This window comes from Pseudomonas serbiensis (genome assembly GCF_030580745.1).
Taxonomy (GTDB): domain Bacteria; phylum Pseudomonadota; class Gammaproteobacteria; order Pseudomonadales; family Pseudomonadaceae; genus Aquipseudomonas; species Aquipseudomonas serbiensis.
This window is the reverse complement of sequence record NZ_JAUQOO010000004.1, coordinates 283,812-307,050: the sequence shown is the minus strand read 5'-3', so window position 1 is coordinate 307,050 and position 23,239 is coordinate 283,812. Positions and strand designations below refer to the sequence as shown.

Annotated in this window: 19 protein-coding genes; 13 read left to right on the top strand and 6 right to left on the bottom strand. The window is 55.6% G+C overall.

Going from position 1 to position 23,239, the window contains the following annotated elements; all coding sequences use genetic code 11:
- Window positions 1–7: 7 nt before the first annotated feature.
- Window positions 8–1,348, top strand: coding sequence for an HlyD family type I secretion periplasmic adaptor subunit (locus tag Q6A51_RS08035; protein ID WP_405046130.1), 1,341 nt, complete (start codon window positions 8–10; stop codon window positions 1,346–1,348).
- A gap of 631 nt (window positions 1,349–1,979) precedes the next feature.
- Here the strand turns inward: Q6A51_RS08035 and Q6A51_RS08025 are convergent.
- Window positions 1,980–2,195, bottom strand: a complete 216-nt coding sequence (locus Q6A51_RS08025) for a hypothetical protein (protein ID WP_304574503.1) — start codon at window positions 2,193–2,195, stop codon at window positions 1,980–1,982.
- Between the two features lie 196 nt (window positions 2,196–2,391).
- Here Q6A51_RS08025 and Q6A51_RS08020 point away from each other — a divergent pair, with 196 nt between their 5' ends.
- The 3 genes from Q6A51_RS08020 to Q6A51_RS08010 all read left to right on the top strand — a co-directional run bounded on the left by Q6A51_RS08020 (window position 2,392) and on the right by Q6A51_RS08010 (window position 5,559).
- On the top strand, window positions 2,392–2,721 hold the full coding sequence (locus Q6A51_RS08020; RefSeq protein WP_322791243.1) for a helix-turn-helix domain-containing protein: 330 nt from the start codon (window positions 2,392–2,394) through the stop codon (window positions 2,719–2,721).
- Between the two features lie 366 nt (window positions 2,722–3,087).
- Complete coding sequence (locus Q6A51_RS08015) at window positions 3,088–5,073, top strand: AAA family ATPase (RefSeq protein WP_304574502.1); 1,986 nt, start codon at window positions 3,088–3,090, stop codon at window positions 5,071–5,073.
- A 273-nt stretch (window positions 5,074–5,346) separates the two neighbouring features.
- Window positions 5,347–5,559, top strand: a complete 213-nt coding sequence (locus Q6A51_RS08010; RefSeq protein WP_405046129.1) for a DUF4564 domain-containing protein — start codon at window positions 5,347–5,349, stop codon at window positions 5,557–5,559.
- Between the two features lie 596 nt (window positions 5,560–6,155).
- Here the strand turns inward: Q6A51_RS08010 and Q6A51_RS08005 are convergent.
- The 4 genes from Q6A51_RS08005 to Q6A51_RS07990 all read right to left on the bottom strand — a co-directional run bounded on the left by Q6A51_RS08005 (window position 6,156) and on the right by Q6A51_RS07990 (window position 9,437).
- Window positions 6,156–6,584: a hypothetical protein gene (locus Q6A51_RS08005; protein WP_304574501.1), complete on the bottom strand. Its 429-nt coding sequence runs from the start codon at window positions 6,582–6,584 to the stop codon at window positions 6,156–6,158.
- A 75-nt stretch (window positions 6,585–6,659) separates the two neighbouring features.
- Window positions 6,660–6,941 (bottom strand): hypothetical protein, encoded by a 282-nt coding sequence (locus Q6A51_RS08000; RefSeq protein ID WP_304574500.1) that lies wholly within the window; start codon window positions 6,939–6,941, stop codon window positions 6,660–6,662.
- 142 nt (window positions 6,942–7,083) lie between these two features.
- Window positions 7,084–8,580 carry a polyphosphate:AMP phosphotransferase gene (pap, locus tag Q6A51_RS07995; protein WP_304574499.1) on the bottom strand — a complete coding sequence of 499 codons (1,497 nt, stop codon included), beginning with the start codon at window positions 8,578–8,580 and terminating at the stop codon, window positions 7,084–7,086.
- Between the two features lie 275 nt (window positions 8,581–8,855).
- A complete protein-coding gene (locus Q6A51_RS07990; protein ID WP_200999770.1) occupies window positions 8,856–9,437 on the bottom strand; it encodes a YciE/YciF ferroxidase family protein in 582 nt (193 codons plus the stop codon).
- 247 nt (window positions 9,438–9,684) lie between these two features.
- Between Q6A51_RS07990 and Q6A51_RS07985 the strand changes: the two genes are divergently transcribed.
- From Q6A51_RS07985 to Q6A51_RS07970, 4 genes are all read left to right on the top strand, one after another.
- Complete coding sequence (locus tag Q6A51_RS07985) at window positions 9,685–10,908, top strand: zinc-dependent alcohol dehydrogenase (RefSeq protein ID WP_201019273.1); 1,224 nt, start codon at window positions 9,685–9,687, stop codon at window positions 10,906–10,908.
- A gap of 19 nt (window positions 10,909–10,927) precedes the next feature.
- Window positions 10,928–11,152: a PLDc_N domain-containing protein gene (locus Q6A51_RS07980; protein WP_201019274.1), complete on the top strand. Its 225-nt coding sequence runs from the start codon at window positions 10,928–10,930 to the stop codon at window positions 11,150–11,152.
- Between the two features lie 255 nt (window positions 11,153–11,407).
- Window positions 11,408–13,060, top strand: a complete 1,653-nt coding sequence (locus tag Q6A51_RS07975) for a J domain-containing protein (RefSeq protein WP_304574498.1) — start codon at window positions 11,408–11,410, stop codon at window positions 13,058–13,060.
- Complete coding sequence (locus tag Q6A51_RS07970; protein ID WP_201019275.1) at window positions 13,057–13,995, top strand: DUF3829 domain-containing protein; 939 nt, start codon at window positions 13,057–13,059, stop codon at window positions 13,993–13,995. The genes Q6A51_RS07975 and Q6A51_RS07970 overlap by 4 nt, the downstream gene beginning before the upstream one ends.
- A 10-nt stretch (window positions 13,996–14,005) precedes the next feature.
- On the opposite strand, the gene Q6A51_RS07965 is transcribed toward Q6A51_RS07970, so the two are convergent.
- A complete protein-coding gene (locus Q6A51_RS07965; protein WP_201019276.1) occupies window positions 14,006–14,737 on the bottom strand; it encodes an aspartate/glutamate racemase family protein in 732 nt (243 codons plus the stop codon).
- Between the two features lie 373 nt (window positions 14,738–15,110).
- Between Q6A51_RS07965 and Q6A51_RS07960 the strand changes: the two genes are divergently transcribed.
- The 5 genes from Q6A51_RS07960 (at window position 15,111) to Q6A51_RS07940 (ending at window position 23,099) form a co-directional block, all read left to right on the top strand.
- Complete coding sequence (locus tag Q6A51_RS07960) at window positions 15,111–16,562, top strand: NCS1 family nucleobase:cation symporter-1 (RefSeq protein ID WP_221529310.1); 1,452 nt, start codon at window positions 15,111–15,113, stop codon at window positions 16,560–16,562.
- Between the two features lie 107 nt (window positions 16,563–16,669).
- Window positions 16,670–18,652: a bifunctional tRNA (5-methylaminomethyl-2-thiouridine)(34)-methyltransferase MnmD/FAD-dependent 5-carboxymethylaminomethyl-2-thiouridine(34) oxidoreductase MnmC gene (gene mnmC, locus Q6A51_RS07955; protein WP_304574497.1), complete on the top strand. Its 1,983-nt coding sequence runs from the start codon at window positions 16,670–16,672 to the stop codon at window positions 18,650–18,652.
- A gap of 230 nt (window positions 18,653–18,882) precedes the next feature.
- A complete protein-coding gene (locus Q6A51_RS07950; protein WP_201019279.1) occupies window positions 18,883–19,551 on the top strand; it encodes an ABC transporter ATP-binding protein in 669 nt (222 codons plus the stop codon).
- A gap of 1 nt (window position 19,552) precedes the next feature.
- Window positions 19,553–22,033 (top strand): ABC transporter permease, encoded by a 2,481-nt coding sequence (locus Q6A51_RS07945; RefSeq protein WP_304574496.1) that lies wholly within the window; start codon window positions 19,553–19,555, stop codon window positions 22,031–22,033.
- Window positions 22,023–23,099, top strand: coding sequence for a lipocalin-like domain-containing protein (locus tag Q6A51_RS07940; RefSeq protein WP_304574495.1), 1,077 nt, complete (start codon window positions 22,023–22,025; stop codon window positions 23,097–23,099). Before Q6A51_RS07945 ends, Q6A51_RS07940 begins: the two co-directional genes overlap by 11 nt.
- Window positions 23,100–23,239 lie beyond the last annotated feature (140 nt).

Below are 23,239 nucleotides of genomic sequence, written 5' to 3'. Positions count from 1 at the left end.
CATCACCATGTCAGTCACTTACGGGCTGCGCCGCCGCTTGAAACCCGAAGCCGGGTTCATGAACGAACGCAACAGCGCCATGCAGCAAGACTCGTCAGACTCGCAACGCCTCACGGTCTGGGTGGCCACGGCGCTGATCCTGACCGCGCTGATCTGGGCGAAATATGCCGTGCTCCAGGAAGTCACCACAGGGGAAGGCAAAGCCATTCCGTCCAGCAAGGTACAGGTGATCCAGAACCTGGAAGGCGGCATCGTCACCGAGATTTTCGTCCGCGAAGGCCAGGTCGTGAACAAAGGCGATACGCTGCTGCGCCTGGACGACACGCGCTTTCTGTCCAACCGTGGCGAAAGCGAAGTCGACCGCCTGACCCTCACTGCCCAGGTCGAACGCCTGGCCGCCGAAGCCGAAGGACGGCCCTTGCTCCTGCCACAAGAAGTGATCGACAAAGCCCCGCAAGTCGCCGCCGATGAGCGTGCGTTTTATGAGTCGCGACAGCGGCGTCTGAGCGGGGAACAACGCACCCTCAACGAACAACTCAGGCAAAAGACCCAGGAACTGGCCGAGTTTCGCTCCCGCCAGGAACAGTTCCGCAACAGCCTTGCGCTGGTGCAGCAGGAACTCGACATGTCAGTGCCACTGGTGGGCTCAGGCGCCGTTTCACCCGTGGAAATCCTGCGCCTCAAACGCAACGCCGTGGAAATGCGCGGCTCGATGAACGCCAACACCCTCGCCATCCCCCGCGCCGAAGCCGCCATCAACGAGATCAAAAGCAGAACCCAGGAATCGGAACTGACCTTCCGCAGCGAAGCCTCCCGCGAACTCAACGAAAAACGCTCCGACCTCGCCAAAATCAGCGCCAACCGCATCGCCATCGACGACCGCATGACCCGCACCACCGTCACCTCCCCGGTACGCGGCATCGTCAAGACCCTCAAGATCAACACCATCGGCGGCGTCGTCCAACCCGGCAGCGACCTGCTTGAAATCGTCCCCCTGGAAGACAACCTGCTCATCGAAGCCCGAGTGCGTCCGCAAGACGTCGCCTTCCTCCATCCGGGGCAGAAAGCGATGGTCAAATTCAGCGCCTATGACTACACGATTTATGGAGGGTTGCCGGCGCGGTTGGAGATGATCGGCGCGGATACGGTTACGGATGACAAGGGGAACAGTTTTTATCTGATACAGGTACGGACGGATAGAAATCATCTGGGCGGGGATGACAGGCCGCTGCTGATTATTCCGGGGATGGTGGCGACAGTGGATATTATTACCGGGGAGAAGAGCGTGATGGATTATTTGTTGAAGCCTGTGTTGAAGGGGGGGAGTGAGGCGTTGAGGGAGAGGTAAGGGAAATCACTGTGACCGCTTGATCTCATTCGCAAGCCGAAAAGCATCGCCTCTGAGTTCTTCAAGCTTTTCGTTCAACTCGAAATACCCGGCTTTCCAGCAGAAAACGCCATCTTTAGAACTCTGCCCAAGAATCAGATCAGCTCTTCGGTTTTTGGACCCATATTTAAATACCACATAGACTCTGTTTGAAAACGAGCAAGCCACTTCAGACTCTTTACCAGCCTCATCAAAAAACGCAACATCATGAATTAAATGAAGTTTCCGTAGGAGCGAATTTATTCGCGAGAGGCCCGTACATCCGAAGAAAATGTATCGCTTTTAATGACGTCTCGCGGATAAATCCGCTCCTACCTGCTCTTGCTCGGTCAATGGAGGGTGAGTTCTTTTCCCTGAGCCTTATTGGTGCTGTTACTGCTAAACCTAGCCATTGCATCGAGCGCGCGGGTGCATGGTTTTGCAGGCGGTGAGAGGCAATCCGGCCAAATCGTCGCCGGTCATTGATAGGCGGCATTGCGCTGCATGACATGACGTTTCAACACAACAGGCCGATGGCTGCCCTCGCCCGGGGCAGCTCCGGCCATAAACGCGCATCGACTTCAGCCATGCGCTTGAGTCTGCGCAGCATCACTCACTCAACAGCCCTGCTCGTCTCATCAATCCCAAGCCGCCTGCGCCGAGCAACCAACGCCCGACGAAATGAAAAATCGGCATAGTCCAGAAAAAGCCGCGCCAGATGATTGAGCGCCTTCTCCTCGCCTTCACTACCCGCTACAAAATCGAAACCCAGGGCACGCTTGTTCTCCTCGGGCAACTCCTCCCAGCTCGTCATCAGGTAGGCGTACATGGAACTGACGATTTGCAGTTGAGTCGACGGGGGCTTCGAGGTAGATCCTGCGCGGCTGGGGAAGCACGGTCGGGTATTGCGGGATGATTGCCTCGGGTTGCGGGGGTGGGTTCGTGTTTTCATGGGTTGTGTCCTTTCAGATAGGGCTTCCGGATTTCTTGGGGGCCGGGCAAAGCGGTGGCTTTGCTCGGGGGTCATGGCCAAGAATATCTATGCATATCAAATATCTGAAAATCAGTTATATCGTATGAGGCGGTTCAACGAGAGCGGCGTCATGGCAAGAGCACTTTATCGACGAGAACATCAGGTCCTGATCAAGCTATTGCGAAGGATCAGGGAGAATGCCAGCCTAACTCAATCGGAGTGCTCGCGGGCGCTTGGCAGACCACAATCGTTCATGAGCGATGTAGAAAAGGGCTTGCGGCGTCTGGATCTAGTGCAGTTGCGGGATTTGTGTGCAGTGCTGGGGTATGGGTTGCCACAATTCATCAGTGAATATGAAAAAGCGCTGGCATCTGACACGTGACAACTACCTACATACGAATGCATGTTGACGCCATAATGAGGTGTATCAAGCACACGCACTAGCAAGAAAATCTCGTCTAGCGGTGTTTGATAACTTTATACGGAGGTTAATGCAGACAGTCATAGCATCCAATGGCTCTGATACGCAAAAATATGGTGTGCTAATTTATCGACCAGATCAAAATCATACGAAAGTGGAGAGCGTAGCAGTTGCTTTTTGAAGCCAAGGTCCAAAAGTTTTGTAAAGGCCTATAGCCATCAAGCATGATATCGGGTATTTTAAGCCTCACGTAATACTCATGATTTTTCTTCCAGTACGTTTTTTTTGATTTAACTTATACTAGCGTACATCAAGGACGGTGTTGGTATGACTCACAGCTTAAAGTTCACAAGCATTCACAAATCAATAATCGGACTCGAGGACATAGACTTACCAAGCTTTGTTGTGCTCACGGGAGTGAATGGATCTGGTAAAACTCATCTACTTACAGCGATAAAAGGCGGCCAGGTATCCTCATCAATCGTCACCAATCACGAAACTGATGTACGCCTATTTGACTCAACAAGCATTATTCCAACTGATACAGGAATGTACGACCCTCTGCATGATCAATCACGTCGTTCACAGTGGTTTAACTCAGTTACCCATCATCGGGACCAACACTTTCCAAGTCTGCAAATTTTCGCAACCAACCTAGGCATACCTGCACACATGTGCACCACTCCACAAAAAATTGCCAGTTTAAGTGGAGCTGATTTAGCTAGTGTTTTTGAAGACGAAATCAAAACAAAAGAGATTATAGAGCGACTTCAAGCTCAGATTAAAATTCTTGGCACCAACATCGCCAACACTTCATTCAATAGTATTGGTGATGATTTTTGGCGAAAAAATGCTCCACGAGTTGCCCAAACTCATCCAGAGCTTTTCGTGCTATCCTCTCGCACTGAGTTTTTTAGAAACTCCAACTTCTTATGGGGAGATATTGATCCTTTTCAACAAGCGTTCGGCCAAGTCTTTGTAACCTATCGCGCATTGATTCATGAAAATGATCGCCTTGAAAAATACCCACCTCCTGAAGCCCTCCATACCAGACCACTTTCCGATGAAGAATTTATTAAAGAATATGGTTCCCCCCCTTGGGATTTTGTGAATCAGATACTTGAAGAGTCGAATCTAAATTTCAGAGTCGACAGCCCTCCACTGCATGATATCGGCACATATGAACCAAAGCTAAGAAAAATAACAAGCGACGTCGAAATGCGTTTTCAGGACTTGTCATCTGGCGAGAAAGTATTAATGTCTTTTGCTCTCTGCTTATATAACTCTCGTGAAATTAGGCAGACTAAAAGCTTCCCACGCCTTTTGCTTTTGGATGAAGTTGACGCCCCTCTCCATCCTTCGATGGCTGCATCCTTGCTAAGCACCATACAGAACGTATTGGTGAAGGATAAGAACGTATCAGTGATAATGACCACACATAGTCCCTCCACAGTTGCTCTAGCACCCGAAAATGCAATCTATGCAATGGATCCTAGTGGTCCTCGGCTCGTAAAAACCAGTAAAGGCGAAGCATTATCATTATTAACGACAGGTGTTCCTACACTATCCATTTCATTTTCAGGCAGAAGACAGATATTTGTTGAAAGTCGCACTGATGCGAGCATCTATGACTCTCTTTATCAAAAATACAAACCAAAACTAAAATCCGAACGCTCATTAGCATTTGTAGAAGTTGGTAAAAAAAATGACGCGGGTTTAGAACAGTCTGGGGGATGCGAACAAGTGACGCGACTGGTAACCACGCTAAGCGATAACGGAAATCAGAGCGTTCTAGGGTTGATCGACTGGGATGGAAAGCAAATCCCTTCACCTCGAGTTCATGTATTGTCCCCAGGAATACGCGATGGTATTGAATCACTTCTTTTTGATCCCGCCATCATGGTGGCATTAGTAGCACGTGAAAACGTAAGGCATGCCTATGAAATAGGGGTTTTGTATCAAAATGAGTCATATGTAAGTTTATCTGATTGGAATTCAGAGCGCTGGCAACTAGCAGTAAATAAACTTCAGGAAATAACTCACCCCGTTGAATTCAAGGCAAATGGTAATCGCACAATCATCGAATACTTATCAGGACATCGACTAGAAATCCTGACTGCCTATTTGAGAATGGACGACCACGCTCTTGAGGAACTTCTAAAAACAAAGTTCTCTTTCCTTAAAGCTCGTAGCCGACGCACAGGTGAACTGATGCGCCATGTAATAGATACTGTTCTTGTTGATTTTGAGCAACTGATTCCCTTTGACCTTCTATCAACATTCCAAAAATTATTGGCAGTGGAACTTGAATAATCTTAACTTTTTCAAATAGTCGATTTACGCCCCCCCTAAATATTCTTTCGCAAGCACTGGCATATGGGAACGAATTTATTTACTATTATGAATAATTGGTTGATTGCATTGGCTGTGGCGACTGCAAACGTCCAAAAGCAGATCGTCAGCAACTATGAAGCAGACTTCAAAACGACCACGAGCCGAACTGCACTTACAACAGGCTAGTCTTTTAACATCATCCCTAAACACACACAACCAAACCTCACTTCCATTCTCGATCAAGGAAAGTCGATGAGTAATAAAAAAAGAACCGAAGAAGATAACAGTAGAACAACAGGCTCAATTGTCGGAGGCGCCTTACTTGGAGCATCTCTAGGCGGACCTTTTGGCGCACTCATTGGGGGATTTGTAGGAGCAATTCTCGGGGAGTCCGTTAATGACAAAAGTAAAAAAGAAACTCCCCTAGAAAATCCAGACCAACCTGAAAACACAAAGGATAAGTGAAATGGATAAAATTGTACTTATCCCATCTCTAGCACTTGGTCTAATAATCATCTGTATCTATATTTTTAGATGCTGGAGAAACAATGCAGAATTCAACATTGGCGTAATGATAAACGCAACATTTCAAGCGAGCGGCATCGTATGCGGACTATTCCTCATACTGGGCGTATTTTACGAACATGTCCGCGCACTCATGACAGGAATTGACATATATATCTTCATCAGTGGACTGGCCGTACTGACAGTCTCCATACAAACATTATACAAGGACATAATCAGAGGAACCTCCACAAACGAACAGCGACCAATATCATCAAACAGCGAGGCAATTAGAGCTACCCAAACGCCAAATAAATAGTTAGCTTTACACACAGCAAATATTTGATGAAGCTATGCTTGAGGAAAACTAGTAGCTCCAGCTGAATTTCTGAACATGCGTAACAACGGCTGACACCGGACGTCGTTACGCTAAAAAATGAGTAATATCGTCAAAATTTTGTGACCCATACTTGATCTTTACTGATCATTACAGACTCTAAACAGCTCAAAGCTATTCTATCAACCCCTGTAACCAGCCACTATTTACATATCAAAAACTATCTAAGCAGCCAGCTAAAAAAGCCCTGCCTAAAGCGACTATTGATACGACTTGCAGACTCCTGCCTAACCACAGAGAAAAACTCATATTCGACATTATACTTCTCTTGCTCTGCCTTAGCCAGAGCCTCACTATATTTCTCAATCACAGGAAGCTTAGCACTAAAATCTGCAACCATTTCCTTCATAGCTTCTTCTGACATAACATCTGTATCTCCGATTTTTCTAAGCATTTTTATTAACTCATCCACATCCGCACCTTTAGTATTTTCTTTGAGCTCCCTCCTGAACCTCCCATCAATGGTATTTAGCAAATTTGCCCGCTTTAAAGATGCACCAACAAACTCGTCAAAGCTCCCCGTCACAATAGACAGAATTTCTAGCTTTAAAAAAACATCTTCCCGACATCCTGCTACTTCATGAGGCAAACTATCCTGAACCTTCACCACCCGAAACAACTGCTTAGCATACCCTTCCAAAATAACATTATATGCGATACTATGCTACAGCTCCGGATTTTCAAACAGACGATTGAGCTCTCCAAACAATAGAGAAAAAGAACCACCATATTCCGGGTAATGCAAAAAAAGCTCATTCTGTTTCTTTAGACAAGCGTTAGCAGCCTCTCTTGCTGGTTTGAAATAGGCTTCAAGCTGGCTGACCTTTATTGACTCATCACTTTTGTAGTTCTCTATAACCCCCACAAAAACAAATGATCCTAAAACCAGCGTTACAATACTAATCGAAAATTGCTTTAAATACGAAAGCGAGTTTTCTTGACTCATTCCCTGCCCTTCTATTGAAAAATTAAAACCAAACGACTTATCGATACTCTTATGAAACTTGGCCTTGGCCTCTAGTTAATTGGCCGTTACCTACCAACAAAAAAACTTTCTCATACCGCTCTCACAAAGTACCCTGTGAACTCTACCCTTTCCTCCCCCTCCCAAACGCCCCCTCCAACGCCTCATTAATCACCCTCAAAACCTTAACCCGCGCCCACCGCTTATCATTCGCCTCAACCAACGTCCAAGGCGCAATCTCGGTACTCGTGCGATCCACCATATCCCCCACAGCCTGGCGATACTGCGGCCATTTTTCGCGGTTGCGCCAGTCGTCTTCGGTGATTTTGTAGCGTTTGAAGGGGATTTTTTCTCGTTCCTGGAAGCGTTCGAGTTGGGTCTGTTCGTCGATGGCGAGCCAGAATTTCACGACGACGATGCCGGCGTCGGTGAGTTGTTCTTCGAAGTCGTTGATTTCGCCGTAGGCTCTGGCCCAGTCGGAGTCGCTGCAGAAGCCTTCGACCCGTTCCACCAGTACGCGGCCATACCAGGAGCGGTCGAAGATGGTGAATTTGCCGCGTGCGGGGATCTGTCGCCAAAAGCGCCAGAGGTAGGGTTGGGCGCGTTCGTCCTGGGTGGGGGCGGCGATGGGGACGATGCTGTATTGGCGTGGGTCGAGTGCTGCGGCGACTCGGCGGATGGCGCCGCCTTTGCCTGCGGCATCGTTGCCTTCAAACACGGCCACCAGGGCGTGTTTTTTCATGCGTTTGTCGCGCAGGTTGACGGACAGGCGTGCCTGTTCGGTAATCAGTGCTTCCTGGTATTCGTCCTTGCTCAGGCTGCGGCTCAGGTCGAGGCTGTCGAGCAGGGTCAGTTCGCCGTGGTTGGCGGGCAAGGGGCCAAAGGTCAATGGCTTGGGCTCGGCCTTGGGTGTGTTCAATGCGGCCTGCATGCCTTCCAGCAGCAGGCGGCCTACGGTGAGGCTGCGGTAGTTGGCATCCACGCCTTCGATCACATGCCAAGGCGCGTATTCGCGGCTGGTGCGGCGCAGTACTCGTTCGCCGAAGCGCACGAACTTGCCGTAGGTTTTCGATTGCTGCCAGTCCAGCGGGCTGATGCGCCAGCTGTGCAGCGGGTCGTCCTTGAGGGTCTTGAGGCGTGATTTCATCTGTTTTCGGGACAGGTGAAACCAGAATTTGAAGATGAGTGCGCCTTCGTCACAGAGCATTTTTTCCAGGCGCTCGGCCCCGCTGATTGCCTGATCGAGTACCGCATCCTTGAACAGGCCATGCACACGGCCTTGCAGCATCTGGCTGTACCAGTTGCCGAAGAAGATCCCCATGCGGCCCTTGGCAGGCAGTTGTCGCCAATAGCGCCAGGCGGTGGGATGGGCGAGTTCTTCGTCGGTCTGTCGGTCGAAGGTGCGGACTTCGATCAGGCGCGGGTCCATCCACTCGTTGAGCAGTTTGACGGTTTCGCCTTTGCCCGCCCCTTCGATGCCGTTGATCAATACGATGATCTGACGTCCGGCCTGCTCGTGTAAGTCGTACTGGGCTTCCAGCAAGGCCTCGCGCAGCGCAGGCACTTCAGCATCGTAGGTTTCATTGGAGATGGCATGACCTATTTCAGCGGACTCAAACATTAGCGGCATCCTTCAAATGATCTGCGGCTAATGTAGACCACTCATATCATTCAGCTATCCTCCAGGATCAATAAAAGGGGTGAGAAAACCTTGTGCGCTGGCGTCAGTCACAAAACCCGGCTTTCTCACATGGCAACACATCAGGCTAACGACATTACTCTGTCGGGTGTACTGGCTCTTCGCGAATGAATTCGCTCCTACGGAAACTCCATTTAATTCATGAGGTTGTGGTTTGAGAGGAGCCAAGCCCCCTCTCACGTGTATGCCTTAACCACTCAGGCCTGTCTTTTCTTGCGGGGTTGTTTTTCTTCCTCTTGATCGTCCTCTACCTCTTGTCCTTCCTCAAGATCCAGCGTAGCGGCCTGGGTACCGCCCTCTTCGGCAATCGCTGTGAGTTTCTCATCGGCGGATTTTTCCTCTGCCAGGGTTTCGCCCAGCACACTCGCGGCATTGTCCAGGCCCAGGTGTTTGGCCATGGCAATCAGCGTTCCGTAGCCGGATATTTCATAGTGCTCGATCTTCTGACAAGCAGCGATAAGGCCCGCATCGAGTACCGGACCTTTTTCGATTTCCTCCAGCAGCTCCTTGCTTTCTTCGATCAACCCTTCCATGGCGATGCACTTGACGCGCTTGAGTTTGATCTCGAACTGCTCGACCAATTGATCGATACGCTGGATCTGCCCTTGTGTTTCCTCCAGATGAGCATTGAATGCCTCGGCCAGCTTGGGGTTGGTCGAAGCCCGAGCCAGTTTTGGCAGTGCTTTGGAGATCTGTTTTTCAGCGCTGTAGATATCGGAAAGCTCGTGAATGAACAGATCCTCAATCGTTGTTCTGCTCTTGCTTGATGCTTTGTTCATCGGGAACCTCGTGGAGTGAGTCCTGATTCAGGTTGACTGCCTTGAAGGGTTCCGACTGCTTACCCGTCACTGGAGTCGACTGAGGGGGAATAACAGCCGTTCAGGCCGATGAGAAATAAGCCGACGAGCAGTCACGGTGGCTTATCAATGGCCAGCAACCGTTAGTCCATTGCCATGAACCAAACACGACAACCCTCGTTCATCTAAGGCAAGTCCAGACTCCTTCTGGCAAAGCCGAGGGCTGACCATGAGAGCACTGACCTATCACGGGGCGCACAATGTAAAAGTCGACACCGTGCCAGACCCGCAGATACAGGAAGCCGACGACATCATCCTGCGAGTCACGGCCACCGCCATCTGTGGCTCTGACCTGCACCTCTATCACGGCAAGATCCCGGCCACGGAGCATGGCGATATCCTGGGCCATGAGTTCATGGGGATCGTCGAGGAAGCCGGGCCTGCGGTGACCGCTGTACAGCGGGGCGACAGGGTTGTCATTCCATTCGTGATTGCCTGCGGGGAATGTTTTTTCTGCCAGCTGGATCTGTTTTCCGCCTGTGAAACGACCAATACCGGACGCGGCGCGATCCTCAACAAGAAATCCATTCCGCCCGGCGCCGCGCTGTTCGGCTACAGCCATTTGTATGGCGGCATTCCCGGCGGGCAGGCCGAGTATGTGCGGGTGCCGAAAGCCAATGTCGGCCCGTTCAAGGTGCCGGGCACTCTGGCGGACGAGAAGGTTCTGTTTCTCTCCGACATCCTGCCCACCGCCTGGCAGGCGGTGCTCAATGCAGGCATCGGCAAGGGTTCAAGCATCGCCATTTACGGCGCTGGCCCGGTCGGCCTGCTCTGCGCCGCGTGCGCGCGAATGCTGGGGGCCGAACGGATTTTCATCGTCGATCATTACCCTTATCGGCTGGCCTATGCACAAAAGACCTACGGCGCCATCCCGATCAATTTCGATGAAGACGATGACCCGGCCGACACCATCATTCGCCAGACACCCGGCATGCGCGGTGTCGATGCCGTGGTGGATGCGGTCGGTTTCGAGGCCAAGGGCAGCACCACGGAAACCGTGCTAGCGACTCTCAAGCTGGAAGGCAGCAGCGGCAAAGCCTTGCGCCAGTGCATCGCCACTGTGCGGCGCGGCGGCGTGGTGAGTGTGCCGGGGGTTTATTCCGGTTTTATTCACGGTTTCATGTTTGGCGATGCGTTCGACAAGGGCCTGACGTTCAAGATGGGCCAGACCCACGCCCAACGCTTCATGCCCGAACTGCTGGAGCATATCGAAACCGGTCGACTGGCCCCTGAAGCGATCATTACCCACCGGATGTCACTGGAAGATGCCGCCACGGGTTACAAGATTTTCGACAAGGGCCAGGAGGATTGTCGCAAGGTGATCCTGACGCCAGGCAACAACTCCATCAGCGTGCCGGAACCCGATTCCACGATCGTGCTTCCTGCAACATGACAGGTACGGAGGTGCCGGAATGGAAATGTCTACCGTGTTCTGGATCGCCGTGGCGGTCATGGTCATGCTGCTCGACGCCTGGGTCATCAACAGCGTCTGGCGCTCACGCAAAAGCCTGGCGACCAAGGCAGGCTGGAGTGCTCTGGTGGTGGTCCTGCCGGTGATCGGTGCCGGTATCTGGGGAGTCGCCGGCCCACGCGGCGTGGTTGAAGGGCCTACGTCGTCGGAGCATAGCAAGGGGTAAAGCCGCCGGCAGTAGGAGCGAATTCATTCGCGAGAGGTCAGTACATCCGACAGAGATAGGTCGTTTGAAATACCTTCGCGAATGAATTCGCTCCTACGGAATGCATTGATGCGCACCACCTGAGTACACGCAAGTTTGTGCAATACCTGCCGATACAGCGAGTCACCTTCAAGATTCGTACTGTGTCCCAGGAGTCCCACACCCCATGACTGTCGGCATACCCCTCAGCCTACTGCTTGTGCTGGATGTGCAGGAATGAATTGCTGGTCTGTGCTGGGGCTGGAACCCGATGCCGATACCCGCAGTATCAAGCGTCAATACGCAGCCCTGCTCAAACAACACCGACCAGACGAGGATCCTGAGGGGTTTCAACGTCTGCGCGATGCCTATGAACAGGCTCTGAACTGGTCTGCCGAATGGCAAGAGGTGCAGGCCTTCGATCCGGCCCCGACATTTGCCCCGCTTGATGTCCTGCCGCTGAACGACGGTTCGACCCCAGCCTGGAAGCTGGCGGAGCAACTGCTTGAAGGCATCACGGCAGATAACCTGGTCGAGCGTATGGAACAGGCTCGCACGAGTTATTGCGAAGCGGAGTTCGAAGGGCGCTTGCTGCTCCTCTGTCTATCGAGCCCTGAAGTCATGAAGGAGATGGCAGAGCCTGTCGTGCAGCACCTTTACTGGCTGACCCCATGGCAACGCCAGGATATTTCTTATGCGGCCACCGAACCCGTATTGAACTATCTGCTGAACCATACCGAACACCAGCTGCATAGCGCGCTGGACACAGGAAACATCCAGCGCTTGCTGGATCTGTGCCGCAACCTTGAACAAAAAGCCTGGCTACAGACACTCGACCGTCGCCAGTGGCTCAATGAGTGTCTGGCCCGGCTGCTGCTCAACGCCACGTTCTGGTCCAACCCGTTGTTCGACGCGCTATGCGCAAGCCAAGGCTGGAAACAGACAGGAAACCTTACGCCTTGGCGCTATTGGAGCGAGCTGCTGCAGCGCAGCCACAGCACCGCTTTTCTTGAGGAGCAACAGCGTCTCGCAGCCCAGAAAAGCGAAAGTCCTGATTCCAGAGCAGCCCGCCTGTTGTTTCAGCCCATGCAAGAGGATGCCCGAGTGCAGCTCACGGCGGCATTCAACAAGGCCGACTGGCAGATGTGCGAACACCTGGCCAATACCGTACAGCACCGCTATCCACAACTGGCAAGCGAAATGCCGGGCATGGACCCTTATTTCTGGCGTCCGCTGCAGCGCAGCCCGGCGGTATGGGCACTGCCCCTTGCAATCCTCGGTTCAACTGGGGAAATAGCCTTCAACGATTATTTTCGTCTGGGCAGCAGCCTGCTTGAAACACTGAGCACAATGCTGGAGATGGCCGCACTGTTCGGCTTGTTGGCGTGGTGCGTGAGCTGGGTGTGTCGAGCCGTTGCCCTGAATGCCTGGCGCACGGACAAGGCTCTGAGAGAACGCTGCGGCCACTGGCTAAGCCTGCGACGTCCCACGCCATTGCCGCTACGTGAAAGTCTGCCGGGGTGGTTGCTTGCGATACCGGCCTTTCTGGCAGGTGGCATTGGCGCACTGCTGGTCTACACGGCAGTCCTGCTGGGCCTGGCCCTGCTGAGCCGCACGTCCAGGCCAGACCGTCGTAAGCAGGCATTTACAGAGTCACCGCCCGGCTCATGGCTACGGGAAATGAGAGTCGGCATAGCCTTCGGACTGCTGGCGTCTTCGCTCTGGGTAGCCGTCGCCATCATCAACTATCGCCCGCTGGGCGAAGATCAGGGCATGCACCCCTGGCCACTGCGCCTGTGCGCAACCCTGGACGACACTTCGCCGCCCTGTCAGGTACAGGTGACACGCCAGCAATGGTACGCACCTTCCACGCAAGGAGGCCGACCATGATCAGTAGTCGCGCCTTTGTTGTCGCCGTATGCGTGTTTCTGGGGATTGCCTGGCTGCACCAGATACTCGTGCCGTCTCGCGAAAAACCAGAGTCTGTATCAACCCAGTTGCTGAAGATGAACAAATGCCTGGCTTACAGCGATACGTTGCTGCGCATTCGTTATCACTTTTACCAGACCCGTTTTGACGATGTGATCGCTCGCAATCCCTCTCCAAGCCGGACGTTCAGCGGCTTCGGCATGGGCTCTGCCGAGAAGGACTCTACAAGTCCCTGCTCCTTTCATGTGAGCGGCGGGCACAAATGGAACAGCCTTCTGGACATTGCCGCTTATGATTACATCCAGGCCTATGACAATCTGCGCCCTGAAGCCCGTAAGGTCGAACAACTGTACGTTGAGCGATACCCCGAGATACCGGTTGCGCGCCAGCTCAATGAGTTGCTCACCCAAAGAATGGACGAGTTGTACGAACGTGCGCCCGCCTTCAATCAGGCGCTCGAACAGCCAATGCTGCAATTGCGCAGCAAACAACTCAAGCAAATCGAACAACGCCTCGGACGCGATCAGCACTGGCACACGCTCAATTTCATGCTGATGGCGCGCCTGGCAATCAATCAACTGGATGAGCAGGCGGGCAGTCAGCGCCTGACTCCCGAGCAGGTTCAGGCCTTGCACCGCTCATTGCTGGCAGCCTGGACCGATGCTGAAGACTACTTCAAGACCTTGCCACGTCTGACCTCAGCCGGAGGCGGCAAACCTGTGTGGCGCGAGATCAGCGAGCCGGCCAAGACCTGGATCGACGCCTTGGCTACCCTGCAACAACACTGGACCGCTCGGGCAGAACCCGAGCAATTGAGTAACGATTTCATCGCCGTAGACAACGGCTATGACCGGATGTGGACGCTGTATAACCTGGCTGCATTTGGCAAGTATTGAGCGCTGCCTTTCAGCGACTCAAATACGCAAAACGCCCCTTGAACGGTTTGCCGATCGGGTCGGCCAGATCACCATGCTTGCTGGTGGTCAGGCCCAGGTCCACCAGCGATTCGGCCAGTTTCACGGCGGCGCTGACGCCTTCCACTACGGGCAGGCCGATGGCTTCGCTCAGCTGTCGAGGCAGGTCAGCCATGCCGCCGCAACCCAGCACGATGGCACCGGCGCCCTCCTCGTCACGGGCGCGGCGGGCCTGTTCGACCATGCGTTCGATCAGTTCCGGGCCGCCTTCTTCCAGGGCCAGGACTGGCAAATCTATACAACGCACCGAAGTGCAGAGTTCGCTGAAGCCATAACGTTGCAGCAGGTGCTCGGCAATGATCCGGGTGCGGCTCAGGGTGGTGACAACGGCAAAGCGTGTGGCAATCAGGCCTGCCATGTGAAAGGCGGCTTCGGCGATACCGATGACCGGTGCAGTGGCGTACTCGCGGGCGGCCAGCAGGCCTGGGTCGCCAAAGCAGGCGATGATGTGGGCGTCGACCTGTTGATCTCGTCCTTTGCGTATTTCCTCCAGCACGCCCAGCGTGGCAATGGCTTCGTCAAAATGCCCTTCGATGGACACCGGCCCGTCCTCGGGGCTGCACGCGATGATTTGCGTGCCCGGTCGCGCTATCGCCTGGGCGGCCAGCCCGATCTTGTGGGTCATGGCATCGCTGGTGTTGGGGTTGATCACTTGAATACGCACAGGGCCTCCTTCAGCGCCGCTTGAAAATGCCATGAAAGTTATTGGCACTCACGATTGTATACAGAAATAGTGCCATGTTGGGTTATCGCTCAGATAGCCCGCACCCCATCCCATTTGCGCAGGCAAGCAGCTTCCTCAGGGCATGAATGCACTTCTATCGAGCAAAACCGCCCTGTTTTCGCGCACTGAAAGCACCATTTGTGGATGATCCCACGCACCGGTGTTTCCTCCTTGAACTCCCGCCCGGCAATACTCTGGAGGCTTTTTCCCTGAGAATCCGGGCAATGGCATACGTCTTGCGTACAGGATCGTATACAAAAACCTCATCGCGGGTACCCAGCCGTAGCGATGGCCCAACAAGGGAGGGAATGCCATGACAGACCAACGCCCGGCCGGTTACAGCCCGCGCCTGCACAATGAGGATCTGGGACCGATTCCACAGAAGTGGACCTGGTACAACATCTTTGCCTTCTGGATGAGCGACGTGCACAGCGTCGGCGGTTATGTGTTCGCCGCCAGTCTGTTCGCCCTCGGGCTGGCAAGCTGGCAGGTGCTGATCGCGCTGCTGGTGGGTATCTGCATCATTCAGGTGATCGCCAATCTGGTGGCCAAACCCAGCCAGCAGGCTGCGGTGCCCTACCCGGTCATCTGCCGCCTCGCCTTTGGTGTTTTCGGGGCCAATATCCCGGCCATCATTCGTGGCCTGATCGCGGTGGCCTGGTATGGCATTCAGACTTATCTGGCGTCCAGCGCCCTGGTGATTGTGGTGCTGCGCTTCTTCCCGGAACTGGCCGCGTATCAAGACGTGAGTTTCCTGGGGCTTTCCTACCTGGGCTGGTTCGGTTTCCTGACACTCTGGGTCGTACAGGCGATTGTGTTCTGGTCGGGCATGGAGTCGATCCGCCGTTTCATCGACTGGGCTGGCCCTGCGGTCTACGCCGTGATGTTCGTGCTGGCAGGCTGGATCGTCTGGCGTGCGGGCTGGGACAACATCAGTTTCACCCTGGCGGAAAAAGAGCTGTCCGGCTGGGCGGCTTTTGGTCAGGTGATCATGGCGATTGCGCTGGTGGTGTCGTATTTCTCCGGCCCGACCCTGAACTTCGGCGACTTCAGCCGCTACTGCCGGAGCATGGAAGACGTGCGTCGCGGCAACTTCTGGGGCCTGCCCGTTAATTTCCTGGCGTTCTCCCTGGTGACGGTGGTGATCGTGTCCGGCACCTTGCCGATTTTCGGTGAGATGATCCACGACCCGATTGCGACCGTGGCCCGCATCGATAACACCACTGCCGTGCTGCTCGGCGCATTCACCTTTGTCACTGCCACCATCGGCATCAACATTGTCGCCAACTTCGTCTCGCCAGCCTTCGACTTCGCCAACGTGGCGCCCAGCCGTATCAGCTGGCGTGCAGGCGGGATGATCGCGGCAGTCGCGTCCATCTTCATCACCCCATGGAACCTGTTCAATAACCCGGAAGTGATTCACTACACCCTGGATATTCTGGCGGCCTGTATCGGCCCGCTGTTCGGCATCCTGCTGGTGGACTACTACCTGGTGAAGAAACAACAGATCGATGTCGATGCCCTGTTCGACGACACCCCGAGCGGCCGTTACTGGTACACCAATGGCGTGAACCGGGTGGCGGTTACGGCGCTGCTGCTGAGCGCACTGGTGGGCCTGTGCTTTACCTTCATTCCCTGGTTCAAGCCGATTGCCAACTTCGCCTGGTTTACCGGTTGCTTCCTGGGTGGCGTGTTGTATTACGGCCTGACCCTGTGGCCACGCAAGCAGCCTGAAAATGCAGGCAGCCCGGTCGTCCAGAACTGAAAAACCTGCCGGACAGGTCCCCTGCAGGGCTTGTCCGGCTATCAATCTGCACCGCTTTTGTCTGCATACACGGGTAAAATGCCGCCTCTGCCACCGCCGAGCCGAACATGACCATTACCCGCCACGCCCAGATCGACTGGGACGAACAAGGCAACCCGCATTCCCGCGCCTTTTCCGATGTTTATTTCTCCACCGAGTCCGGCCTGGAAGAAACACGCCATGTGTTTCTGGTGCAGAACGACCTGCGCGCGCGTTTCACGGCCCTGCCTGCGGGTGATCGGCTGGTCATCGGGGAAACAGGTTTCGGCACCGGGCTGAATTTCCTCTGCGCCTGGCAGTTGTTTCAGGAGTGCGCTCATCCCGAGGCGCGGCTGCACTTCGTCAGTGTCGAGAAATTCCCCCTCAGCCGCGCCGACCTTCAACGCGCCCTGGCCTTGTGGCCGGAGCTGAAAGCTTTTGCCGAACCCTTGCTCGATCAATACATCGCCGTGCATGAAGGCTTTCAGCGGCTGATCTTCGACGAGGGGCGTGTGACCCTGACGCTGTTGATTGGCGATGCCTTGCACATGCTGCCGCAACTGGACGGCCAGATCGATGCCTGGTTTCTCGACGGTTTCGCCCCGGCCAAGAACCCGGAAATGTGGACGCCGGAGCTGTTCGCCGAACTGGCGCGGCTGTCGGCGCCCGAGGCGAGTATTGGCACTTTTACCAGCACCGGCTGGGTTCGCCGCGCCCTGAACGCGGCAGGTTTCAAGATGAAGCGTGTGCCGGGCATCGGTCATAAATGGGAAGTGCTGCGCGGCAGGTTCATTGCCTGGCCTGAAGAGGCGCCACTGCCCTCGCCCATCAAGCCATGGTTCGCCCGCCCCGCTGCATTTGAGGGTGAACGCAAGGCGCTGGTGATCGGTGCCGGGCTGGCCGGTTGCGCCACGGCAGAGAGCCTGGCCAGACGCGGCTGGCAGGTGAGTCTGCTGGAGCGTCATGCCCAACCGGCCCAAGAGGCCTCGGGCAATCCGCAGGGCGTGCTTTATTTGAAGCTGTCGGCACACGGTACAGCCTTGTCGCAGTTGATCCTCAGTGGTTTTGGCCACACGCGACGGCTGCTTGAGCGTCTGCAAAGAGGTGTCGACTGGGACAATTGCGGCGTGCTGCAACTGGCCTTCGACGACAAGGAAGCCCAGCGCCAGCAACAACTGGCCGACGCCTTCCCCGAAGAGCTGCTGCATCGGCTGGATCAGCCTTCTGCCGAGGCGCGCAGCGGTGTAAACCTGCGTTGGGGCGGGCTGTTCTTTCCCGAAGGCGGCTGGGTTCATCCGCCAGCGCTGTGTCATTCGCAGGTTGCGCACCCGAATATCAAACTGATTGCGCATCACGAAGCACTGGAATTGCGTCGCGTCGATGGGCAATGGCAGGCCTGGAATCAGGAGCAACTGATCGACAGCGCGCCGGTGGTGGTGCTCGCAGGTGCCGCGGATATCAAACACTTTGCGCAAAGCGCCGACCTGCCGCTCAAGCGCATTCGCGGGCAGATCACCCGCCTGCCGCAGACCGACAACAGCCAGGTGTTGCGCACTGTGGTCTGCGCAGAAGGTTATGTCGCGCCGACGCGACTGGGTGAGCACACCTTGGGTGCCAGCTTCGATTTCAACAGTGATGACCTGAATACCAATACCGCCGATCACCTGAGCAATCTGCAATTGTTGCAGGAAATATCCGAAGACCTGACCGAGCGTCTCGGCGCGTCGGAGTTGTTGCCGGAGCAGTTACAGGGACGTGCCGCCTTCCGTTGCACCAGCCCGGATTACCTGCCAATCGTCGGGCCGCTGGCAGACAGGGAATCGTTTATTCAGGCTTATGCGGCGCTTGGCAAAGATGCCCGACAGGTGCCGGACATTGCCTGCCCTTGGCTGGACGGGCTGTACGTCAACAGTGGCCATGGTTCACGCGGCCTGATTACTGCACCCTTGTCCGCCGAGCTGATCGCCGCCTGGCTGGATAACGAACCGCTGCCGCTGCCCCGCAGCGTGGCAGAGGCCTGCCATCCCAACCGGTTTGCCTTGCGGGGGTTGATTCGCAGACAGGGGAAATGACCTGGTTTTTCACTTTTTGGGAGGCAGCTTGCTGGCGACTTCTCGTACAGACGCAGAATATCTGCCAGTTTTCAGAGCCTTTTCGCCAGCAAGCTGCCTCACACAAGTTTCTGCTACACCCAATAGAAATGCATCGTATGAAACGCCGCCTTCACGAATGAATTCATTCACACACCCATAGGCGATAGCCGTTATCCTCAAGGTATGACCACTTCCAACCGGGCACCCCGATGTTGAATGTGCAAAACGTGTTCAAGAGCTATCCCTCGGCCCAAGGCCCGGTAGAGGTCTTGCGTGGCGTCGATTTGCATCTGGAACGTGGTAGCAGTCTGGCGCTGATGGGCGAGTCGGGCAGTGGCAAAAGCACCTTGCTGCATCTGGTGGCGGGGCTGGATCAGATCGACAGCGGCACCATCACCGTCGCCAATCAGCAACTGAACAGCATGAGCGAAGCCCGGCTGGCCAACTGGCGGCGAACCGAAATCGGTCTGGTGTTCCAGCAGTTCAACCTGATCGAAAGCCTCAAGACCGAAGACAATCTGGCGTTCCAGGCACGCCTGGCCGGACGCCATGACCCGCTCTGGCAGGCGCAACTGATTGAACGCCTCGGCCTGGGTGATCTGCTCCATCGCTATCCAGAGCAATTGTCCGGCGGTCAACAGCAGCGGGTTGCCATCGGACGCGCACTCGCTTCGCGCCCTGCCCTGCTGCTGGCCGACGAGCCCACCGGCAACCTCGATGAAGCCACCAGCGATGAAGTGCTGCAATTGCTGCTGGACCTGCTGAATGACAGCAGCACCAGCCTGCTGATGGTCACTCACAGCTCCCGTGTCGCAGAACGATTGGCCCACAAGGTCACATTGCACAGGGGGCGCCTGGTCGTAACGGGCGAAGGCTGATATGCGAGTGTTTTATTGGACAGTGCGCGCCCTGCTCAGCCATTGGCGTCGCCATCCGGTGCAGTTTTTCAGTCTGCTCACCGGGCTATGGCTGGCTACCAGCCTGTTGACCGGTGTTCAGGCCTTGAACAGCCAGGCACGGGAAAGCTATCAGCGGGCCAGTCAGATGATTGGTGGCGAACCGCAAACCAGCCTGACAGCGCCAAACGGCGCGGCTTTCTCGCAGGATCTATTCATCGAGCTGCGGCGAGCCGGTTGGCCGGTATCGCCGATGGTGCAGAGTCGCATCACACTGAAGGGGCTGGAGGATCAACGCCTGCAACTGATCGGGATCGAACCGGTGACGTTGCCCAGTGGTTCAGCAGTGGCCGGGCAGACGCTGGATACCCGGCAAGTCCTCGACTTTCTCGCTCCGCCGGGCGCGACCTGGATTGCTCCTCAGACCCTTCAGGCACTTGGCCTGCAAGAGGGGCAGCGCCCGGAAACCCATGACGGTCTGGCCCTGCCGCCTCTGCACATCAAGAAAGATATGGCACCGGGAGTCTTGCTGACCGATATCGGCTTTGCTCAACCGCTGCTGCACCTGCCCGATCAATTGACCCGCCTGCTGCTGCCCAAGGAGTTTGCCGCTGACAATCCGGCTCTGCCGCCAGCCCTCAGCGAACAATTGGTGATCAAAAAGAGCGGCGAAGAAAATAATCTGCAACGCCTGACCGAAAGCTTTCACCTGAACCTGAATGCGCTGGGGGTGCTGTCCTTTGTGGTCGGGCTGTTTATTGTTCATGCCGCGATTGGTCTGGCACTGGAACAACGTCGGGGTCTGCTGCGCAACCTGCGGGCGTCAGGCGTCAGTGCTCGCCTGCTGATCGCTGCGCTGGCTCTGGAGCTTGGGGCAATGGCTTTGCTCGGCGGGCTGCTGGGCGTCGTCAGTGGTTACTGGCTGGCCAGTCTGTTGTTACCGGATGTCGCGGCCAGCCTGCGTGGCCTGTACGGGGCCGAGGTGGACGGACAGTTGAACCTGAATATCGGGTGGTGGCTCAGCGGCATTGCCTTGAGCCTGCTCGGCGCATTTCTGGCCGGGGCCAACAGTTTGTTGCGCGCCGCACGCCTGCCACTGCTGGCTTTGGCCAATGCACAAGCCTGGCAACAGGCCCATGCACGCTGGTTGCGGCGTCAGGCCTGGGTTGCCGCTGCCAGTGCAAGCGGGGCTCTGGCGGCCTGGCTTTTCGGCAACAGCCTGGGCTGGGGCTTTGTATTGATATCTGCCTTGCTGTTGAGTGCGGCGCTGGGGTTGCCGGTATTGCTGGATGCGCTGCTGAACGGATTGCTGAAGCGCAGCCGTTCGGTCCTGGGGCAGTGGTTTCTGGCCGATTGCAGACAGCAACTGCCCGCCTTGAGCCTGGCGTTGATGGCCCTGCTTCTGGCAATGGCAGCCAATGTCGGGGCCGGCAGCATGACTTCAGGCTTTCGCCAGACCTTCAGTCACTGGCTGGAGCAACGCCTGAGCGCAGAGCTTTACGTCACGCCGCAAACCCCGGATCAATCCAGAGAGATGCAGGCCTGGCTGGGCAAGCAGCCCGCCATCACGGCAGTGCTGCCCAACTGGCAGGTGCCGATCCAGTTGCAAGGCTGGCCTGCGGACCTGTTCGGCATCATCGAGCATGAGACTTATCGCCAGCACTGGGTATTACTGGAGTCGACGACAGAAGATCCCTGGAACCAACTCGCCCATCAGGACACCCTGATGCTCAGCGAGCAACTGGCCAGGCGGCTCAAGCTCGGGCTGGGCGATACCCTGAACATTCCTGTCCCTGCCGGTAAGTGGTCGCCACGTATCGTGGCTATCTACGCCGACTACGGTAATCCCAAAGGCCACCTGCTGGTCAATGCCAGGCACCTGCTTGAGCACTGGCCGCACCTGGCGCCCATTCGTTTCAACCTGCGAATCGATCATGCTGCCACACCGCCACTGGTGAGTGAACTGCAAACCCGGTTTGCACTCGACGACAATCGCATCATCGATCAAAGCCAGCTCAAGTACTGGTCGAATCAGGTGTTCGAGCGCACTTTCGCCGCCACTGCCGCACTCAACAGCCTGACGCTGGCTGTGGCGGGTGTGGCGCTGTTCATCGGTCTGCTGACGCAAAGCCAAAGCCGACTCGGACAACTGGCCCCGCTCTGGGCGCTGGGCGTTACCCGTCGCCAGTTGATGTTGCTCAATCTGGGCCAAACCTGGTTATTGGCTGTGCTGACACTCCTGCTCGCCCTCCCTCTTGGGCTCATGCTGACCTGGTGCCTGAATACCGTGATCAATGTCCAGGCATTCGGCTGGCGCTTGCCTTTACAGGTTTTCCCCCTGCAACTGCTGCAATTGATGGGGCTGGCGTTACTGGCCACCTTGCTGGCATCGGCCTGGCCACTGCTGAAGCTGCACCGCACCCGACCAGCCGACCTGCTCAGGACATTCGCCAATGAAAACTGACTGGCTGCGGCTGGCAGGCTTAACGCTGTTGCTCACCGCATGCGACCAGCAACCACCTCCAGAAACCGGCTTCGCCGGGATGGGCAACCAGGCCGACGAATATGCTCAGGTCAAACCAGGCCGGGTGTTTTCATTCCCTGAGGATCACGGCCCGCATCCCGGATTTCGTATCGAGTGGTGGTACATCACCGCCACCCTCAAGGACGAAAAGGGCCAGGACTTCGGCGTGCAATGGACGCTGTTCCGCAACGCCCTGCGCCCTGAACCAACCGGCACCGGCTGGAATGACAACACGATCTGGCTGGGCCATGCCGCCGCAACCTCTGCCAGCCAGCATCATGTGGCCGAGCGCTACGCCCGCGGCGGCGTCGGGCAGGCAGGCGTCAAGCTCACGCCCTTCTCGGCCTGGATCGACGACTGGTCGCTGAACAGCGAATCGCAGGCGCAAGACCCGCTGGCGAAGATGCAATTGCAGGCAGCCGGGAAGGACTTTCAATACGACCTGCAACTCACCTCCAGCAAACCCCTGGTGCTGCAGGGGGAACAGGGATATAGCCAGAAGTCCGATCAGGGCCAGGGCTCGTACTATTACAGCCAGCCCTTTTTCGAGGCCAGCGGCAGCCTGACGATGGATGGCAAGACCTATCAGGTCAGCGGTCACGCCTGGCTTGACCGGGAATGGAGCAGCCAGCCCTTGACCGCCAACCAGTCTGGCTGGGACTGGCTATCCCTGCATCTGGACGGCGACGAACACGTGATGCTGTATCGCATGCGCCACAAAAACGGCGAGCCTTACCTGAGCGGCACCTGGATCGGCGCAGACGGCACAACCCAAAGCCTGCATGCCCGTGACATCGACATGAAGCCCCTGAACGAAACCGAAGTCGCCGGGCGACGCTTGCCGACTCGCTGGTCGATCAGGATCCCCGGCAGGAATCTGGATATCACCACCGATGCCCTGAACCCCGGGTCATGGATGGGGTTGAGCATTCCTTACTGGGAAGGGCCGGTGAAAGTCAGCGGGAGTCAAAGCGGGGTCGGCTATCTGGAGATGACGGGGTATTAGGCGTTTTCTTTTTGCCGAAGCGAATTTCTTCGCGAGAAACCCATTGAGGAAATGCATCGACTTCAATGATGTCTCGCGGATAAATCCGCTCCTACACGGCCTGCTTATAACCTATTGATCTAAAACTCCCACAACGCCTA

Coding starts and splice junctions, on each gene's coding strand:
- Q6A51_RS08035 (WP_405046130.1), top strand. CDS start 8: ATGTCAGTCACTTACGGGCTGCGCCGCCGCTTGAAACCCGAAGCCGGG.
- Q6A51_RS08025 (WP_304574503.1), bottom strand. CDS start 2,195: ATGTACGCCTACCTGATGACGAGCTGGGAGGAGTTGCCCGAGGAGAAC.
- Q6A51_RS08020 (WP_322791243.1), top strand. CDS start 2,392: ATGGCCAAGAATATCTATGCATATCAAATATCTGAAAATCAGTTATAT.
- Q6A51_RS08015 (WP_304574502.1), top strand. CDS start 3,088: ATGACTCACAGCTTAAAGTTCACAAGCATTCACAAATCAATAATCGGA.
- Q6A51_RS08010 (WP_405046129.1), top strand. CDS start 5,347: ATGAGTAATAAAAAAAGAACCGAAGAAGATAACAGTAGAACAACAGGC.
- Q6A51_RS08000 (WP_304574500.1), bottom strand. CDS start 6,941: ATGAGTCAAGAAAACTCGCTTTCGTATTTAAAGCAATTTTCGATTAGT.
- pap (WP_304574499.1), bottom strand. CDS start 8,580: ATGTTTGAGTCCGCTGAAATAGGTCATGCCATCTCCAATGAAACCTAC.
- Q6A51_RS07990 (WP_200999770.1), bottom strand. CDS start 9,437: ATGAACAAAGCATCAAGCAAGAGCAGAACAACGATTGAGGATCTGTTC.
- Q6A51_RS07985 (WP_201019273.1), top strand. CDS start 9,685: ATGAGAGCACTGACCTATCACGGGGCGCACAATGTAAAAGTCGACACC.
- Q6A51_RS07980 (WP_201019274.1), top strand. CDS start 10,928: ATGGAAATGTCTACCGTGTTCTGGATCGCCGTGGCGGTCATGGTCATG.
- Q6A51_RS07975 (WP_304574498.1), top strand. CDS start 11,408: ATGAATTGCTGGTCTGTGCTGGGGCTGGAACCCGATGCCGATACCCGC.
- Q6A51_RS07970 (WP_201019275.1), top strand. CDS start 13,057: ATGATCAGTAGTCGCGCCTTTGTTGTCGCCGTATGCGTGTTTCTGGGG.
- Q6A51_RS07960 (WP_221529310.1), top strand. CDS start 15,111: ATGACAGACCAACGCCCGGCCGGTTACAGCCCGCGCCTGCACAATGAG.
- mnmC (WP_304574497.1), top strand. CDS start 16,670: ATGACCATTACCCGCCACGCCCAGATCGACTGGGACGAACAAGGCAAC.
- Q6A51_RS07950 (WP_201019279.1), top strand. CDS start 18,883: ATGTTGAATGTGCAAAACGTGTTCAAGAGCTATCCCTCGGCCCAAGGC.
- Q6A51_RS07945 (WP_304574496.1), top strand. CDS start 19,553: ATGCGAGTGTTTTATTGGACAGTGCGCGCCCTGCTCAGCCATTGGCGT.
- Q6A51_RS07940 (WP_304574495.1), top strand. CDS start 22,023: ATGAAAACTGACTGGCTGCGGCTGGCAGGCTTAACGCTGTTGCTCACC.